Consider the following 14,542-nt stretch of genomic DNA (forward strand, 5'->3'; position numbering starts at 1 on the left):
GGCCGGCGGCTTTCCGGCCCTCAGCGCTTCGCAAGCTCTTCGTACAGATACGCGCAGCTCTTCGTGCCGCCATGGAACGACGAAAGGGAGAACTTCTCGTTGGGAGCGTGAACCTGGTCGTCGTGCAGGCCGAAGCCCATCAGGATGCACGGGTAGCCCAGCACCTTCTGAAACGACGCCATCACCGGAATCGAGCCGCCCTCGCGGAACAGCGCCGGCTTCTTCGTCCACGAGCGGGCCAGCGCGCGCACCGCCGCCTGAAGCAGCGGGTGCGAAGGGTCGGTGATGAACGGCTGCGCGCCGTGCAGGTTCGCGACCTTCACCGTGACGCCCGCGGGGGTGAGGCGCCGGACGTGCGCCGCGAACGCGGCGAAGACCTCGTCGGGGTCCTGGTCGGGCACGAGCCGCATGCTGACCTTGGCGGCGGCGAAGCTCGGCAGAACGGTCTTCGCACCCTCGCCGGTGTAACCGCTCCACATGCCGTTCACGTCACAGGTCGGTCGCGAAGTGACGCGTTCGTACGTCGAGTAGCCCTTTTCGCCGAAGGGCCCCGGCGAGCCCGTCTCGTGCAGGAACTTCGCCTCGTCGAAGGGCAGCGCTTCGATCGCCTGCTTCTCGAGCGCGGTGAGCGCGCGCACCCGGTCGTAGAAACCCGGGACGGTGCACCGCCCGTCGGCGTCGTGCAGCCCGGCGAGGATCGCGGCCAGCGCGTTCGCGGGATTGCGGACCGCGCCGCCGAACTCCCCCGAGTGCAGGTCGCGCGCGGGGCCGGTGACCTCGATCTGCGTGTAGCACATGCCGCGCAGCGCGTAGCACAGCGCCGGCTGATCGGGGCCGAGCATGCTGGTGTCGCTGACGACGATCACGTCGGCCTTCAGCCGGTCCTTCCAGGCGGTCAGGAACGGCTCGAGGCTGGTGCTGCCGGATTCCTCCTCGCCCTCGATCATCATCTTGAGGTTGACCGGCAGCCGTCCGTGGACCGCCAGGTGCGCGGCGACCGCGGCGCAGTGCATGTAGACCTGGCCCTTGTCGTCGCACGCGCCGCGCGCCCTGATCTTGCCGTCCTCGACGACGGGTTCGAACGGCTGCGTCTTCCACAGCTCGATCGGGTCCACGGGCTGGACGTCGTAGTGTCCGTAGAGCAGCACGGTCGGCGCGCCCGGTGCGCCCAGCCACTCGGCGTAAACGATCGGGTGGCCCTTCGTCTCGACCAGCTCGGCGGTGGTCATGCCGATCGCCTTCAGGTGCGCCGCCAGGTGCTCGGCGCAGCGGCGCACGTCGCCCTTGTGCTTCGGATCGGCCGAGATGCTGGGGATTCGCAGGATGGCCTTCAGGTCGTCGAGGAACCGGTCGCGATGGTTTTCGAGGTATTGCGCCAGGGCGTCCATGACGATGACTCCGTTGGGTGGGCCGTGATCGTACGTCCGGAAGCGAATACTGTATCGCGCCCCGCCCGCCGCCCGCCAACCGGGACCCGCGCGCGTCGCGCGGGCCCGGCGCTTGTCACGACGTCGCGCCCGACCGCATGATGCGCGCCCGTCCCTCCCCTCACCCGGTCCGCCTGAGAGCCATGCAGATTCGAATCCGGCGAAGCGACTGCTGTGGAAGCGGCCTGTGCGTGGAGATCGCGCCGGCCGTGTTCGCGCTCGACCCGAAAAGCAAGTGCATGGTCCTGGACCCCGAGGCCGACAGCCCCGAAAAGGTGCTGGAGGCCGCCGAAGCCTGTCCCTGCCAGGCGATCGAGGTGCTGAACGACGACGGGGACCCGATCTTCCCGTGAGCGCGCGCCGCGCCCTGGCGCTGCACCCGGAGCGCTTCGCGGTCTGCCGCTTCGCCCCCGACGATCCGCTGCCCGCGTGGGTCTTTCACGCCGGCGCCACCACCTGGAGCCTGACCCGCACCCCGCGCGAGCTGTCGCTCGTCTGCCCCGAGGACGACCTGCCCCCGGCGATCGAGCGCGCCGAACGCGGCTGGCGCGCGTTCGAGGTCGCGGGCCCGATCCCGTTCGAGGAGACCGGCGTGCTCGCCGGGCTCGCCGCGCCGCTGGCGGCCGCCGGCATCCCGGTGTTCGCGCTCTCGACCCACGACACCGACCTGCTGTTCGTGCGCGAGCGCGACCTCGAACGGGCGACCGCGGCGCTCGCGGCGGCCGGGCACGAAACGAGCGCGTAGGCGGAGTGCGCATCCGCGGCGCGCGGCGTGGTTTCGCGCGCGAGCCCGATTGCTCCTATGCTGCGCGCGGCGATTCGCCGATGCGCGCGGATCCCGCACTTCGAGGCCGATCATGCCCCCACGTGGCCGTGGCTACACCAAGGTGGACCTGCGCCACCTCCTGGAGGACCTGCGGGACGCCTATCCGGGCGGCCTCGAGGAAACCATCCTCACCGAACTGGTGGCGAACTCGCTCGACGCGGGAGCCGCGAACATCCGGCTCTTCGCCGATCCCGCCGCCGCGGAGTTCCGGCTCGAGGATGACGGCCGCGGCATGGTCTGGAAGGAACTGCGGCAGTTCCACAATCTCGCGGCCAGCTCCAAGACGCGCGGCGAGGGCATCGGCTTCGCGGGCGTCGGCATCAAGCTCGCGCTGCTCGCCGCCCGCGAGGTGCTGACCGAGTCGCGCCGCGGCAAGTCCCACGCGGCGTCGCGCTGGCACCTCGCGTCGCGCGAGTTCGCCCCCTACGAGCCCGTTCCGCCGCCCGGGTTCGTCCGCGAACGCGGAACCGCGGTCTCGCTGCGCCTCGACAACGCGCTTTCACCGCTGCTCGACGCCGGCTTCCTCGAGCACGTGCTGCGCACGCACTACCAGCCGCTGCTCGATCCCGAGTTCGCCGTCGCGCTCGCGTCGCTCTATCCCCGCGGCGCGCGCTTCGAGGTGAACGGCCGGGTGATCGAGCCGCGCCGGGAGGGCGCCGCCGAGCACGCCCGGATCGAGGTGAAGGTCGAGCGTCAGCGCAAGCCGTCGGGTTTCGGCTACGTGCAGCGCCACGCGCTGCCGCTGCCCGAACACCTGCGCGGCATCGCGATCAGCACCTACGGCAAGGTGATTCGCCGCGGCTGGGACTGGCTCGGCATCCTGCCGGCCGCGCCCGAGCGCGTCACCGGGATCGTCGAAGTGCCCGCCCTGTCGCAGTCGCTCACGCTCAACAAGGGCGACTTCGTGCGCACCGGCCCGCGGGGCGCGCTCTACCTGTCCTATCGGCGCGCCGTCCAGGAGGCGGTCCAGGCGCAACTCTCGCGCTGGGGGGACGCGCGCGACACGGCACAGGACGAGCGCCGCCGCATCGCCCGGCCCCTCGAGCGGGATCTCGAACGCGTGCTCGAGGGGCTCACGGACGACTTCCCGCTGCTCGCCTCACTGATCGAGCGCCAGCACGGCGGCCAGCGGCGCATCTCGCTGGCTCGCGGCGAAGGCGGCGCGGCTGCGGCCCTGCCGGCCGCGGCCGAAGTCGGGGCCGCGGGCGAGGCGCCGGCTGCCGGCGACGCTGGTCCGGAGCCGGACGACGCCGGGCGCGACGCCTCGGGCGACGAAGGGCTTTCGGCGCCGGCCGGAGCGCCGCCTCCCGAGATGCCTGCCGCCGGCACTCCCACGGCCGATCCCGCAAGCCCGGGCGATGAAACCGCCGGGGCACCCAGAACCCGTGCGCAACGCTACGGCCTCTCGCTCCAGTTCGAGGATCGCCCGGGCGATCCCGAGATGGGGCGGCTCATCGAGAACACGGTCTGGATCAACACCGTGCATCCCGCCTACGTGCGCGCGGAGTCCACGCGTTCGACCGGCTATCACGTCGCGGTGGCGGTCGCGCTCGCCCTCGCGACGCTCGCGACCGGCGGCGCCGGCGTGCAGCAGTTCGTCACGGTCTTCCTCGCGCAGTGGGGCGAGGCCATGCGGGCCGGTCCGGCGCGTCGAACACGCGGCCGATAGCCGCTCTCAGCCCCCGCCGCCCGCCGAGGCGGCGCTGCCCTCGAGGTAGGCGTTCATGATGCCGTCGAGCACGGACTTCGACGGGCGCAGGTCGGACTGAGCGAGCGAAACCAGCGGGGCCTCGACCAGCCCGAGCTCCTCGGTGAACGGCTCGACGGCCGGGTTCACGTAGATCAGGCCGGTCACGAACTTGCCTTCCTGGCGCGTGTCGTGGAGCACCGTGATGGCGGCGCGCGCGTCGGTCGGGTCGTAGTCCGCGCCGAGCTTCTTGAGCAGCAGGTGCGAGCCGTCGGGCATGCCCACTTCGCGCGTCGTGCCCGGCTCGTAGTCCACGGTGATGTCCTCGAAGTACGGCACGAACTCGATGTCGTGCAGCGGCGCGTCGTGCTCCTTCACCGCGGCGTAGGACTTCGACGACCCCTCGTGGTCGGCGAACGTCACGCACGGGCTGATCACGTCGAGGATCGCCGTTCCCGGATGCGAGAACGCCGCCTGGAGCAGCGGGCGGAGCTGCTTCTGGTCGCCCGAGAAGGAGCGCGCGACGAAGCCGCAGCCCAGCTCGATCGCCAGCGCGCACAGGTCGATCGGCATGAGACGGTTGGCCTCGCCGCTCTTGCGCGTGCTGCCGATGTCGGCGGTGGCGCTGAATTGCCCCTTGGTCAGGCCGTAGACGCCGTTGTTCTCGACGATGTACACGACCGGCACGTTGCGGCGCACGAGGTGCGCGAACTGGCCGATGCCGATGCTGGCCGTGTCGCCGTCGCCCGAGACGCCGATCAGGGTCAGGCCGCGGTTGGCGACCGCGACCCCGGTGGCGATGCTCGGCATGCGGCCGTGCACGGCGTTGAAGCCGTGCGAGTGCCCGAGGAAGTAGGCCGGCGTCTTGCTCGAGCAGCCGATGCCCGAGAGCTTCGCCACCCGGTGCGGCTCGAGCCCCGCCTCCCACGCGGCCTGGATGATGCCGCCGGTGATCGCGTTGTGGCCGCAGCCGGGGCACAGCGTCGTCTTGCTGCCGTCGTAGTCGGCTCGCGTCAGTCCGACGCGGTTGACCGGCGGACCGCCGGCCGGCGGGGTGCTCGTGGCGCTCATCGTGAGGCTCCTTCGCTGATCGCGGCCGCCGGCACGCCTTCGTGGGCGAGCACGCCGTCGGTGACGCTGCGCGCGTCGAGCGGCAGGCCGGAGTAGTGCAGCACCGGGCGCAGGGCCGCCGCGCGCTCCGGGAGTTCGGCGCGCAGCCGCTCGGTGAGCTGCGCGTCGCGGTTCTGCTCGATCACGTACACGCGCGGGTGCCGGCGCGCGAACGCGTGCACCTCGGGGTGCAGCGGCAGCGCCCGCACCCGCAGGTAGGACGCCTTCACGCCGGCGGCCGCGAGCTGGTCCAGCGCCTCGATCACCGCCCAGTGCGAGGTGCCGTAGGCGATGAGGCCGACCTCGGCGCCCTGCGCCTCGCGAACCTCCGGCGCCGGCAGCAGCGTGCGGGCCGTTTCCATCTTCTTCTTCAGCCGGTCCATGTTGCGCACGTACACCTCGGGGCTCTCGGTGTAGCGCGCCGCCTCGTCGTGGCCCGAGCCGCGCGTGAAGTAGATGCCCTTGTGGTTCTTCACGCCCGGCAGCGTGCGGTACGGGATGCCGTCGCCGTCCACGTCGCGGTAGCGTTCGAACTTCGCGACCGTCTCGAGCGCCGCGTCGTCGAGCACCTTGCCGCGGTCGAACGGCGCCGCCGGGTACTCGAACGGCGCGGTCATCCAGTTGTTCATGCCGAGATCGAGGTCGCTCAGCACCAGCAGCGGGCACTGCAGCCGCTCGGAGAAGTCGAACGCCCGGCCGCCGAACTCGAAGCACTCCGCGACCGAACCCGGCAGCAGCACCGGATAGGCCGTGTCGCCGTGCCCGAGCCCGTAGGCGAACGACAGGTCGCCCTGCGCCGTGCGCGTCGGCAGGCCGGTGCTGGGTCCGACGCGCTGCACGTCCCAGACGACGCCGGGGATCTCGGCGTAGTAGCCGTAGCCGAAGAACTCGGACATCAGCGAGATGCCGGGGCCGCTGGTGGCGGTCATCGCGCGCGCGCCCGCCCAGCCGGCGCCGAGCACCATGCCGATCGCCGCGATCTCGTCCTCGGCCTGCACGACGCCGAACGTCGCGCGGCCGGTCTTCGGATCGTGGCGGTGCTTCTCGAGCAGGCCGATCAGCGACTCGACGAGCGACGAGGACGGCGTGATCGGGTACCAGCTCACGACCGTGACGCCGCCGAACATCGCGCCCAGCGCCGCCGCCATGTTGCCGTCCATGAGCAGCTGGTTGCGCGTCAGGTCGCGGCGCTCGATGCGGAAGCGCACCGGAGCGGCCGGCGCGTTCGCCGCCGCGAACCCGTAGCCGGCGCGCACCGCCGCCAGGTTGAGCGCCATGGCCTTCGGCTTGCGGCCGAGCTGCGCGGCGAGCGCCTTCTCGACCTCGGCCGGATCGATCCCCGTCAGGCCGCCGACGACGCCGACGTAGATCATGTTCGCGACCAGACGGCGGAGCTTCACGTCGTTCGTGATCGGCTCCATCAGCTTCGTCATCGGCACCCGGTAGACGATCCGGTCGGCCGGCGGTTCGGGCACCTTGATCGAGTCGTTCACCACGATCAACGTGCCCGGCCCCATCGCCGCCACGTCGGCGGCCGCCGTCTCGGGGTTCATCACGACCAGCACGTCGTTGTGCGCGACGCGCGCGACGTAACCCTTCTCGCTCACGCGGATCGTGAACCACGTCGGCAGGCCGGCGATGTTCGACGGGAACAGGTTCTTGCCGCTCACCGGCACGCCCATCTGCAGGATCGAGCGCAGCAGGATGTTGTTGGCGGTCTGGCTGCCGGAACCGTTGACGGTGGCGACGTGGATGCTGAAATCGTTGACGACGGCTTTCACGTGCGCGCCGGGCCCGCGGGCCCGCTCCTCACGGATCGAGAAGTCTGCAAGCAGGCAGACGGCGTCGCCCCGGGCGGCGCCGTCTGGAGTGGGCCGAAACCGTAAGGTCCGCTTCCGCGAGCGTCAACCCGCGCGCGGGGGGCGTGGCGCGGCCGCCGACGCGTCCCGGCGGCCCTCTCGGGGCTTGACTGGGGCGCGCGCGGCCCTATCGTCCCCGGCCATGAAGACGAGCGAAGCCCGAATCGAGCCCACGTCCGAGGTCCTCGACGCCGCCCGCCGATGGCTCGCGCCCGTGCGCGGCGCGCTCGACGCCGATTTTCTCGCCGCGTATCTCACCGGCAGCGTGCTGACCGCCGGCTTCGACCCGGCGAGTTCGCGCGTCAACCTGCTCGTGGTCGCGCGCGCGCTGCCGCCCGAGACGCTCGACCGGCTCGCCGCGGCCATTCCGGTCACGAAGCAGGCGCCGCACTTCGACCCGCTGTTCATGACGAAGGACCAGGCCGTGCGCTCGCTCGACGTGTTCCCGATCGAGTGGCTCGACCTGATCGAGCGCCACCTGCGGCTCGAGGGCGACGACCTGTTCGCCGGCATCGAGGTGCCGCGCACCTGGCTGCGGCACCAGTGCGAGCACGAACTGCGCGGCAAGCATCTCCGGCTGCGGCAGGCGTACCTGGCCTCGGCCGGCCGGGGCGAACGGCTCCGCGAAGTGCTCATGCGCTCGGCGAGCGGCTTTCACACGCTGTTCCGCACGCTCCTGCGGCTGCGCGGCGAGGATCCGCCCGCCAGCACGGAGCGCGTCGTGCAGCGGGTCGCCGACCTGTACGGACTCGACTCCCGCTCGCTGCTCGGCGCCTGGCTGCTGCGCTACTCGCGCAAGGACGAAAGCGGCGACGCGAAGGACCTGTACCGGCGGTTCCTCGTCGAGATCGAGCGGCTGATCGCCGCGATCGACAACCTGCGCGTCTCATGAGGCTCCCGCGCGCGCTCGCGCGCCCGTGGTGGACCCGCGCCCTGGCGCTGGCCGCCCTCCTCGTCCTCGCGCCCCCCTCGCGGGCCGCCGAAACCGGGCGCGCCGGGATTCCGGCCTACTCGGGCTACGTCAACGACGAAGCCGGCGTGCTCAGCGAGCCGCGGCGCGCGCAGCTCGAGGCGTTCCTCGATCAGTTTCACCGGAAGACCGGCGCGCAGTTCGCGCTGCTCACGGTCCGGACGACCGACCCGGAGGAGCCCGACGCCTACAAGGTGCGGGTCTTCGAGAGCTGGGGCATCGGCGCGAAGGATCGCGACGACGGCCTGCTGCTGCTGCTGGCGCTGAAGGAGCGGCGCATCGTCTTCGAGACCGGTTACGGGCTCGAGGGCACGCTGCCCGACGGCTGGCAGGCGACGATGCTGCGCGACCTCGCCGTGCCGCGCTTCCGCGAGGGCGACTACGAGGGAGGCGTCACCGCCGCGGTGCTGGCGGCCGCGCAGCGGGTCGCCGCCGAGAAGGGCGTCACACTCGAGTGGGACGGCAAGGAGCTGCGCTACTCGCGGGCGCGCTCGGGCAAGCTGCCCTCCTGGGTCGCGCTGCTGGTCCTGCTCGTGGTCCTGCAGATCGTCTTCATCGTCGTGCGCTCCTCGCGCAGGCGCGGCGGCCGCGGCCGCAGCCGCAGCAACTGGGACGACTGGTTCTGGGGCGGCGGCGGTTTCGGGGGTGGCCTCGGCGGCGGATTCGGCGGCGGATTCGGGGGCGGCTCGGGCGGCGGCGGCGGGTCGTTCGGCGGATTCGGCGGCGGCGGCAGTGGCGGCGGCGGCGGCGGGGCAAGCTGGTGAAGCGTTGACCGTACCGGCGGCGCACGGAGCGCGGCCGATTCGAAAGGAGAAACCCGGATGCGTGGTGCATTGATCGCGGTGATCGTGGTCGTGGCCGTCCTGCTGCTCGGCGGCGGCTGCGTGGCGGGCAACTACAACCAGCTCGTGCGCGCCAAGGCCGAGGTGGACAACCGCTGGGCGCAGGTGGACAACCAGCTCAAGCGGCGCGGCGACCTGATCGGCAACCTGGTGAACTCGGTCAAGGGCGGCATGATCCAGGAGCAGGAGGTGTTCGGGCGCATCGCCGACGCGCGCGCGGCGATGTCGGGCGCGAAGACGCCGCAACAGTCCATTGACGCGGCGCGCGGCATGGATTCGGCGATCGGCCGCCTGCTGGTCGTGATCGAGAACTACCCGAACCTGAAGAGCCTCGACGTCGTCCAGCAGCTGATGACCGAGATTTCGGGCACCGAGAACCGCCTCGCCACCGAACGCATGCGCTACAACGACCAGGTGAAGGAGTACAACGTGCTCGTTCGCAGCTTCCCAATGAACCTGTTCGCCGGTTTCTTCCGCTACGAGCCGGCGATTCCCTATCCGGTCGCCGAAGCCGACAAGGCGACGCCGAAGGTGGACTTCTCCGACGTGCGCGGCGGCGCGGCGGCGCCGGGCGCACCCGCGACCGGAACGCCCGCGCCCGCGGGCGGCACGACGAAGTAGCCGGACCGCGGCACCCCGAAAGAACCGGCCCGCCGCGCGAACGCGCGGCGGGCCGGTTCGCGTCCGCTCGCGGCGCGCCTCAGGCCGCGCGGTGGCCCGCCGAAACCGCGGCCGCGGGGCTTTCGCCGAACGCCCGCGCGAGCGCCTCGCTCACGAGGCCGTCGAGGCACGCGCCCGTCCACGCCAGCGCGGTCGTGCGACTCTCGATCGGGCTGCGGCCCGAGGCGCGCATCATCGCGTAGCGGACGCACACCGCGGTCACCAGCATGGCGTGACGCTCCTCGATCGGCGCCCCGTTGCCCGCGTCGAGCGACTCGCCCGAGTCCACCAGCTCCTGCAGCAGCGCCAGCCGCCGGGTCGGATCGTCGCGGCGCAGGTCCTCGATCGCCGCGCGCCCGGGAGCGCTCCAGCCCCACGAGCCGAGCGCGACGGCGTGTCGCACCAGCGCGCGCTCGCGCGCCGGCAGCGCCAGCTCGCGCGCGGCGCGTTCGGCCAGGGCGCCCGCCTCGGCCGCCGCGAGCCGGTCCCGCTCGCGCGGGGTCGCGCGCTCGGCGACCAGCTCGAGCGCGCGGTCCTGCGCCGCACGGAAGCGGTTGGCGTTCTGCAGCGCGGTGGCCGCGAGATCGCAGAGCGCCCCGAACGATTCGAGATCGTCGGCGGTGAAGGCGGCGCCATCGGGCCGCTCGTCGGCGACGAGCACGGCCTCGAGGCCGGCGCCCGAGCGCAGCGGCGCGAGCAGGGCCGCGCCGAAGGCCGAGAGCGGGGCCAGCTCCTCGCGGACCTCGGCGAAGCGCTCGAGGTCGGCCCGCGTGATCGGCCGGCCGAGGCCGGTGAGCAATTGCGCCAGCTCGCCGCCGGCGGCGATCCGCGCGCGCGCGCGCGTCGCCCCGGGCTCGCCGCGACTCGCGCGGACCGTGAAGGACACCGCCGGGTCGTGGTCGGGATCGGGCGCCAGCAGCGCCAGCATGCCGCAGCCGAGCATGCGGTGCGCGAGCGCCAGCACGCGTTCGGCGAGGTCGTCCGCGTCGAGCACGCGGGCCAGCTCGCGCCCGGCTCCGAACGCCAGCGCCCGCAGTCGCTGCTCGCGCCGGGCATCGGCCTGCGCGCGGCGCGCCTCGACCTGCGCGCGCACCAGCTCGCGCTCGAGCTCGCCGCTGCGGCGGCGCTGGATGCGCGCCTCGCCCTCGCGCACGAGCAACCGCTGCACGCGCGCGATCAGTTCCTTCGGCGAGAAGGGCTTGGGCAGGAAGTCGTCGGCCCCGCGCGAGAGCCCGTCAATGCGCGCCTCGGTGTCGCCGTGGACCGACACGAGCACGACCGGCACATGCGGGTCCTCGGGGTCGTGGCGCAGCCAGTCGCAGACTTCGAGACCGCCCTTGCCGGGCATGCGCACGTCGAGCACGGCGACGTCGGGGCGCTCGGCGCGCGCGAGCCGGATGGCTTCGTTGCCGTCGGCCGCCGCGACGACGCGCCAGTGCTGGTTCGCGAGCGCGATGCGCAGCAGTTCGAGCACGCGCGCGTCGTCGTCGGCGACGAGCACCAGCGGGGCGGGGATGCGGCGGGCGGTGGCGAGTGGGGGAAGCGGGGTCACGTCGGGCTCCGGGTGGGGATCAGCGGGAGAGCAGATCGTCGAGCGTTTCGGCGTCGAAAGGCTTGCGAAGGCACAGCGTGGCGCCGGCGGACGCCGCCTCGCGTTCCTCGCCGGCGTCGCGGGTGAGCAGGATGAGCCGGAAGGGCTCGCGGCAGGCGCCGCGGAAGTCGAGCAGCCGCTCGACGTGCCCGCGTCCGTGCGAGTCGGGCATGGTCGCGTCGGCGCAGACGAGTGACCAGGGCCCGCGGCTGAGCGCGTGCCACATGCTCTCGCCGTCGCCCACCAGCTCGACGAAGAAGCCGCGGCGCTCGAGCAGCCGGGCGAGGAAGATGCGCGCGACGAGCGAGTCGTCGGCGACCAGCGCGCGGCGGCCGGGCATGGACATGCGCCGCGAGGGCCGCTCGCTCTCCGCGTCGCCGGCGGGGGCCGCCGCGACCACGCCCGCGGCGGGCGCGGCGGAGGCGGACGCGGCGACGTCGCCCGCTGCAGGCGAGGCGGCGACGGGCGCGGCCGGCGGGAGCTCGCCGCCATCCGGCGAGGGCGCCGCGGCAGCGGAGGGCTCTTCGGTGGTGTTCGCGGGCGCGGCGGCAGCCCCGGGCCGCTCCGCGACGCTCGCCGGTGATTCTGCGTTCACCGTGCCCGGCGCCGGAGCGTCGTTCGTCGGATCTGCGGTCGCCACGACATCGGACCCCGGCTCCGGCGACCCGTCGAGCGGCGTCACGTCCTCGGGCCGCAGCACGGTCAGGCTGGGCTCGACGACTCGTGGCGGCGGCGCCGAAGCCGCGGCGGCCTCGCGCTCGCCGCGCAGCAGATCAATGGCCCGCGCGACCGCGTCGGCGAGCGAGTGAGCCTCGCCCGCCGCGCCGCCTGCGGGCGGCGCGCCGGCACGCACGCGCGGCGCGTTGGCCAGCGCCGCGGCCTGCGCGGCGGCCATCTGCACCTCGGGGCCCGGCGCGGAAACGACTCCGGGGCGCGGGCGCGGCGCGGGCGGGGCGACGGCGATCGGGACCGTGGTGCGCAGCAGCCATGCGGGCTCCAGCACCCAGTAGAGCTCGCCGCTCTCGACCCGCACGGCGCGCGTCGCGGCGCCGAAGGGTCCGCGTTCCTCCGCCGGCTCGGCGTGGGCGGCGATGCGCCAGACGATGCGGTCGGCGACCAGCCACGCGCGCGTGAGCCCCAGCGCCACGAGCGCGCCCGGACGTTCGTCCTCGCCGCCGGACGGCGTGGCCAGCGGAGCCAGCACGGGCTCGGGCGCGGCCGACCACTCGGCCGGCGAGTGCATGCGCAGGCGCGCGACCGAGTGCCAGGGAATCGCGGCCGGCACGTGGCCGATGCGCACGAGCAGGAAGGAAGGCCGCTCGACGTGCAGCGGCACGCGCAGCGTCCAGCGCCCGTCGCTCTCGGGCCCGAGGCTGCCTTCCACGGTCGCGAGCACGGCGCCGGCGGGCGCGAGCCCGCCTTCGTGCGCGACCGGACAGGTCAGCGCCAGCGCCGAATCGTGAAAGCCCGCCTGCAGGACGAGCGCTTCGTCGGCGCCGATCCAGTCGAGCGCGGCGCGCAGCGAGGCGGCCACGGGCGCGGTGACGCGGGCGCGGCCGAGGTCGGCATCGGGCTCGAGCGGCAGCCCGGTGAGCACGTCGGCGACGGCATAGACGGGCACGGCGTCCGCGCCCTCGCCGGCCCATTCGGTGTCGCGCAGCGCGCGCGCGAGCGCCTGCAGTTCCGTCTCGGCGGCGAGCAGCGGCTGCGTGGACTGCGCCGCCTCGGCCTCGTCGGCGAGGCGCGTCAGGCGCGCTTCGACGTGCGCGAGATCCGTCGGACGCTCGCCCACGACCTCGCGGCCCAGCTCGTGAAGCGCCTGATCGAGTCCCTCGAGCCCGAGCACCTGCGCGATGCCGCGCGCGACCGCGCGCGCCCGCGCCGGCGCGTCCGGTTCGAGCGCGCGGCGCAGCGCCTCGACCAGGCCGCGGGCGATCTCGCCCTCGGCCGGGTCGGCGGCGCGCCGGGTTCCGGGCCCGGGCGCGTTCACGGGCGCTCCTCGCGTGGCTCGTCCGCGTGCTCGCCGTCGGCGGGCGGCGCCTCGCCCGGCGGCGGCGTCTCGCCGAGCAGGCGCAGTTCGACGGTCGGCGGAGCCGCGTCGCGCTCGCCCGCCGGCGCGGCGGGCGCGAGCCTCAGCGCCAGCGCTTCGCTCTCGGCGGCTTCCTCGTCCACGCGGCGCGCCAGCCGCTCGGCGGCGCGCGAGGCGCGCTCGCCCGCCTGCGAGAGCCGCTCTCCCTTGCGGGCCGCGTCCTGCACCATCTCGCGCACGCGTTCGAGCAGCCGCTGCGCGTCGCCGGGCGGGCGCGCGTCGCCGGCCGACGCGGTCGCGCCCGCCGCCTCGGGCGCCTCGAGACGCGCCAGCGCGTGCTCACGCGCGTCGCGCATTCGGGCGGACGCGTCGGCGACCGCGCTCTCGACTTCGAGGGCGAACTGGCCCGCGCGCTCGGTCATCTCGCGCACGTCGCGGGTCAGCCGCTTGAGCTCGCTGGCCACGTCGCCCTCGGGTCCGCCTTCGAGCTGCGCCGAGCTGACGACGTGGATCGCGATCAGGGTGGCGCGGTTCGCCAGCTGGCGCACCTGCTCGGCCACGTCCTGCACTCGCAACATGCCCTGGCCGAGCGACTCCACGCTCTCGTGCGAGGCCGCGACCAGCCCCTCGAGCACTTCGCGCGTCGCCGGCGGCGCCGCGGGCGCGGCGGCCGGCAGAGCGTCGAGCGCGCCCTGCAGTTCGGCGGACAGCCGCTGAAGCTCGCGCACGGTGGTGAGCAGCGCGGTGGCTTCGACGAATCCGCGCTCCGCCTGCGCGGCGGAATCCTGCGCGTCGGCGAGCGCGGCCGCGAGCTCGCCCGCGATCTGCGAGGCGACTTCGCGGTTCTGCTCGTCCACCGCCGAGCGGCGCGCGATGCCGCGCGAGATCCATTCGTTCAGCTCCTCGGCCGGCCCGGGCGACAGCAGCGGCGCGGTCCACGTTTCCTCGCGCGCCCAGCGCTCGACGGCGTCCTGGAGCTTGCCGAGCTGGGCGCGCAACGCTTCCGTCTCGGCGACCGAGCGGGCGCTGCGGCGCTGCTGGCCGAGCAGGTCCGTGACGGCGCCCGAGAGCCGCGAGAGTTCGCCCCAGCCGCGCGCGCCCGGCAGTCCGCGCAGTTCGGCGACACGGTCGGAGTCCACACCGCGCAGCAGGCCGCGCAGGTGGCCGACGATGTGATGGTCGAGCCACAGCGCGAACGCCAGGCCGGCGAGCAGCGCGAGCAGCGCCACGCCGCCGAGCCAGGCCAGCAGTTCCGCCGGGTCGGTCGCGCCGGGCCGCACGCGCGTGCCGAGCACCCACAGCGAGCCCAGGCCGGCAATGGCCCCACCCGAGGCGCACGCCAGCCACAGCCGCAGGCGCAGGCCCAGGTGCGGCTCGCGCCCGTCGCTCGCGGACGGCTGCGGGTGTTCGTTGCCGGAAGGCGTCGCGGTCATCGTCTCGGCTCCTGGGGGTGCACGTCGCACGCAGGATGCATCACCGGGGAGTTCAGGCAAGCGACATGCCCCGCAGGCACATGAGCGCTCTCACGATGCGCCACGACC

General features: G+C 73.7%; 12 protein-coding genes. 6 read left to right on the top strand and 6 right to left on the bottom strand.

Translation table 11 applies throughout. From position 1 onward, the window contains the following. Positions 1-20 precede the first annotated feature (20 nt). Positions 21-1,388 (bottom strand): dipeptidase, encoded by a 1,368-nt coding sequence (locus tag IT347_07605; GenBank protein MCC6349440.1) that lies wholly within the window; start codon positions 1,386-1,388, stop codon positions 21-23. Between the two features lie 182 nt (positions 1,389-1,570). On the opposite strand from IT347_07605, the gene IT347_07610 reads away from it, so the two are divergent. The 3 genes from IT347_07610 (at position 1,571) to IT347_07620 (ending at position 3,922) form a co-directional block, all read left to right on the top strand. Beyond that, the gene (locus IT347_07610) at positions 1,571-1,780 is read left to right on the top strand and encodes a ferredoxin (protein ID MCC6349441.1); all 210 of its coding nucleotides are present in this window, start codon (positions 1,571-1,573) and stop codon (positions 1,778-1,780) included. Next, complete coding sequence (locus IT347_07615) at positions 1,777-2,172, top strand: ACT domain-containing protein (GenBank protein MCC6349442.1); 396 nt, start codon at positions 1,777-1,779, stop codon at positions 2,170-2,172. Before IT347_07610 ends, IT347_07615 begins: the two co-directional genes overlap by 4 nt. A 112-nt stretch (positions 2,173-2,284) precedes the next feature. Further along, positions 2,285-3,922 carry an ATP-binding protein gene (locus IT347_07620; protein MCC6349443.1) on the top strand — a complete coding sequence of 546 codons (1,638 nt, stop codon included), beginning with the start codon at positions 2,285-2,287 and terminating at the stop codon, positions 3,920-3,922. Positions 3,923-3,928: 6 nt separating this feature from the next. Here the strand turns inward: IT347_07620 and IT347_07625 are convergent, their stop codons facing one another. Beyond that, positions 3,929-5,011 (bottom strand): 2-oxoacid:ferredoxin oxidoreductase subunit beta, encoded by a 1,083-nt coding sequence (locus IT347_07625; protein MCC6349444.1) that lies wholly within the window; start codon positions 5,009-5,011, stop codon positions 3,929-3,931. After that, positions 5,008-6,867, bottom strand: a complete 1,860-nt coding sequence (locus IT347_07630; protein ID MCC6349445.1) for a 2-oxoacid:acceptor oxidoreductase subunit alpha — start codon at positions 6,865-6,867, stop codon at positions 5,008-5,010. The genes IT347_07625 and IT347_07630 overlap by 4 nt, the downstream gene beginning before the upstream one ends. Positions 6,868-7,051: 184 nt before the next feature. Between IT347_07630 and IT347_07635 the strand changes: the two genes are divergently transcribed. Genes IT347_07635 through IT347_07645 form a run of 3 tightly spaced genes read left to right on the top strand, consistent with a single transcriptional unit; the run spans position 7,052 to position 9,342 of the window. Further along, positions 7,052-7,801 carry a hypothetical protein gene (locus IT347_07635; GenBank protein MCC6349446.1) on the top strand — a complete coding sequence of 250 codons (750 nt, stop codon included), beginning with the start codon at positions 7,052-7,054 and terminating at the stop codon, positions 7,799-7,801. Next, on the top strand, positions 7,798-8,643 hold the full coding sequence (locus IT347_07640) for a TPM domain-containing protein (protein MCC6349447.1): 846 nt from the start codon (positions 7,798-7,800) through the stop codon (positions 8,641-8,643). The genes IT347_07635 and IT347_07640 overlap by 4 nt, the downstream gene beginning before the upstream one ends. A 57-nt stretch (positions 8,644-8,700) precedes the next feature. Continuing rightward, entirely contained in the window at positions 8,701-9,342 is a 642-nt protein-coding gene (locus IT347_07645; protein MCC6349448.1) for a LemA family protein, read from the top strand. Between the two features lie 79 nt (positions 9,343-9,421). Here the strand turns inward: IT347_07645 and IT347_07650 are convergent, their stop codons facing one another. From IT347_07650 to IT347_07660, 3 genes are read right to left on the bottom strand one after another with little or no spacing between them, the layout of a single operon-like run. Beyond that, positions 9,422-10,933 (bottom strand): response regulator, encoded by a 1,512-nt coding sequence (locus tag IT347_07650; GenBank protein MCC6349449.1) that lies wholly within the window; start codon positions 10,931-10,933, stop codon positions 9,422-9,424. Positions 10,934-10,952: 19 nt separating this feature from the next. Further along, on the bottom strand, positions 10,953-12,962 hold the full coding sequence (locus IT347_07655; GenBank protein MCC6349450.1) for a response regulator: 2,010 nt from the start codon (positions 12,960-12,962) through the stop codon (positions 10,953-10,955). Then, positions 12,959-14,434, bottom strand: a complete 1,476-nt coding sequence (locus IT347_07660) for a hypothetical protein (protein ID MCC6349451.1) — start codon at positions 14,432-14,434, stop codon at positions 12,959-12,961. Before IT347_07660 ends, IT347_07655 begins: the two co-directional genes overlap by 4 nt. Between the last annotated feature and the right edge of the window lie 108 nt (positions 14,435-14,542).

Source organism: Candidatus Eisenbacteria bacterium (genome assembly GCA_020847735.1).
Lineage (GTDB): Bacteria > Eisenbacteria > RBG-16-71-46 > RBG-16-71-46 > RBG-16-71-46 > CAIXRL01.

Coding starts and splice junctions, on each gene's coding strand:
- IT347_07645 (MCC6349448.1), top strand. CDS start 8,701: ATGCGTGGTGCATTGATCGCGGTGATCGTGGTCGTGGCCGTCCTGCTG.
- IT347_07610 (MCC6349441.1), top strand. CDS start 1,571: ATGCAGATTCGAATCCGGCGAAGCGACTGCTGTGGAAGCGGCCTGTGC.
- IT347_07660 (MCC6349451.1), bottom strand. CDS start 14,434: ATGACCGCGACGCCTTCCGGCAACGAACACCCGCAGCCGTCCGCGAGC.
- IT347_07605 (MCC6349440.1), bottom strand. CDS start 1,388: ATGGACGCCCTGGCGCAATACCTCGAAAACCATCGCGACCGGTTCCTC.
- IT347_07635 (MCC6349446.1), top strand. CDS start 7,052: ATGAAGACGAGCGAAGCCCGAATCGAGCCCACGTCCGAGGTCCTCGAC.
- IT347_07620 (MCC6349443.1), top strand. CDS start 2,285: ATGCCCCCACGTGGCCGTGGCTACACCAAGGTGGACCTGCGCCACCTC.
- IT347_07625 (MCC6349444.1), bottom strand. CDS start 5,011: ATGAGCGCCACGAGCACCCCGCCGGCCGGCGGTCCGCCGGTCAACCGC.
- IT347_07640 (MCC6349447.1), top strand. CDS start 7,798: ATGAGGCTCCCGCGCGCGCTCGCGCGCCCGTGGTGGACCCGCGCCCTG.